We start from the raw sequence: 2,243 nt of genomic DNA on the forward strand, positions 1-2,243 counted from the left end.
GCCCCCGCGCCGGCGCCGGCCGCGGGTCCGGCGACCTTCGGCTTCGCCGTCACGGCCTTGGCGAGCGGCGACACGGCCGGCACCGGCTTCGGCGGCGGCACGGGCTTCTTCGGCGCGACCGACCCCGGACCGAATCCCGTCTTCGTCACGGCGAGCGCCGAGGCGGGCGGCTTCGGCCCCTCGAGCTCGACGGGGATCCCGACGGCCTTGGCCTGCTGGAGGCCCCGCTCGACCGCGTCGAGGCCCGGCTCGTCGCGACGCAGTTCGGCGAGCGCACCGTCGATGTCGACGATCGCCGCCTCGCCGGGCGACTTCAGCTTGGCCGCCATGAGGGCGCTCACCGCCGAGTTGCCCGCGTCCCGCTGCAGTGCCATGAGCACGGCGGCCGGACCGGCGGCCGCGCGCGACGGCCCGCCGACGGCCCGTGTGCGGGCGTCGGCGAGGGCGCGGGTCATTCCCGACCGACTGGAATCGGCCGCCAGTCGCGTGCCGGCCATGTGCCGAGCCTCCCGGATGCCGCGTGCGGGGGCGGTGCCGGCCGGGCACTCGAACGGGCAGGTGCCGCCGCCCGTTCGGGCAACTCCGACCCGGATGCGAGGATGGTCCGGTGACCGATCAGCTCCACGACACCGCCGTTCGCGGCTTCGCCTCCGACAACTACTCCGGCGTGCACCCCGAGGTGCTCGCCGCGATCGCCGCAGCCAACGGCGGCCACCAGGTCGCATACGGCGAGGACGCCTACACCGAGCGCCTGCAGCAGGTGTTCGCGCAGCACTTCGGCGACGGCGTCGAGGTGTTCCCCGTGTTCAACGGCACCGGCGCGAACGTCACCGGCCTGCAGTCGATGCTCCCCCGCTGGGGTGCGGTCATCTCGGCGTCGACGGCGCACATCAACTCCGACGAGGGCGGGGCGCCCGAGCGGGTCGGCGGCATGAAGCTCCTCACGGTGCAGAGCCCCGACGGCAAGCTCACCCCCGACCTCATCGACCAGGAGGCGTGGGGCTGGGGCGACGAGCACCGCGCGCAGCCCCTCGTCGTGTCCATCACGCAGACGAGCGAGCTGGGCACCGCGTACACGGTCGAGGAGATCCGCGCGATCGCCGACCACGTGCACGAGCGCGGCATGAAGCTGCACATGGACGGCGCGCGCCTGTCGAACGCGGCGGCCTCCCTCGGCCTGCCGTTCCGTGCCTTCACCCGCGACGCCGGCGTCGACGTGCTGAGCTTCGGCGGCACCAAGAACGGCGCGCTCGGCGCCGAGGCGATCGTGGTGCTCAACCCCGAGGCATCCGAGGGCCTGAAGTACCTGCGCAAGCTCAACATGCAGCTCGCCTCGAAGATGCGGTTCGTCTCGGCGCAGCTCATCGCGCTGCTCGAGGGCGACCTGTGGCTGCGGAGCGCTTCGCACGCGAACGCGATGGCCCGGCGCCTTCGCGATGCGCTCGACGCGGGCATCGCCGCCGGCGACCTGCCCGGCCTCGGCTTCAGCCAGGAGACGCAGTCGAACGGCGTCTTCGCCGTGGTGCCGGCGGGCGTGGCCGACCGGCTGCGCGAGCGCGGCTTCCGCTTCTACGACTGGGATGCCGCCAAGGGCGAGGTGCGCTGGATGTGCTCGTTCGACACGAGCGAGGACGACATCGACGCCTTCGTCGCGGGCATCCGCGAGGAGCTGCACCGCGTCGCCTGACGCTTGGCTCGGGCGCACAGCGCGAGCGGCACGCCGGATGACGCACCGTTGCGGCATCCGGAATACGCCCAGCCTCGATGCGTTGTAATGGAACGGGACGACGGCGCCCCGGCATCCGTTCCTCGCACGAAAGCAGCATCACCATGACGCTCGTCACCGACCTCACGTCCCGCCGCGCCGACACCACCGCGCAGCTCATCAACCCGCTCGTCGAGCGCTGGAGCCCGCGCGCGTACGACCCCGCCGCCGAGGTGTCCACCGACGCCCTGCGCACGATCCTCGAGGCCGCGCGCTGGGCCCCGTCGGCGAACAACGTGCAGCCGTGGCGCTTCATCGTCGCCCGCCGCGGCACCGCCGCCTTCACGACCGTGCACGACGCACTGCTCGGCTTCAACCAGGCCTGGGCCGACTCGGCCGCGGCGCTCATCGTGAACATCGCCGAGATCGTCGACCCCGAGGGCAAGGCCCGGCCGTGGGCGCGCTACGACCTCGGACAGGCCGTCGCGCACCTCACCGTGCAGGCGCAGCACGAGGGCCTGCACACCCACCAGATGGG

The 2,243-nt window shown here is 73.1% G+C and carries 2 protein-coding genes and 1 pseudogene; 2 read left to right on the top strand and 1 reads right to left on the bottom strand.

What is annotated here, in order from left to right; all coding sequences use genetic code 11:
- A pseudogene (locus AC1DY2_RS18890) lies at window positions 1-497 on the bottom strand (hypothetical protein); the annotation flags it as partial.
- A gap of 110 nt (window positions 498-607) precedes the next feature.
- Between AC1DY2_RS18890 and AC1DY2_RS18895 the strand changes: the two are divergent.
- Entirely contained in the window at window positions 608-1,687 is a 1,080-nt protein-coding gene (locus tag AC1DY2_RS18895) for a threonine aldolase family protein (RefSeq protein ID WP_476763810.1), read from the top strand.
- Between the two features lie 143 nt (window positions 1,688-1,830).
- Window positions 1,831-2,243: nitroreductase family protein (locus AC1DY2_RS18900; RefSeq protein ID WP_476763811.1), on the top strand; the 413-nt coding region annotated here is incomplete at its 3' end.

The organism is Agromyces sp. P1_H4, from assembly GCF_056405255.1.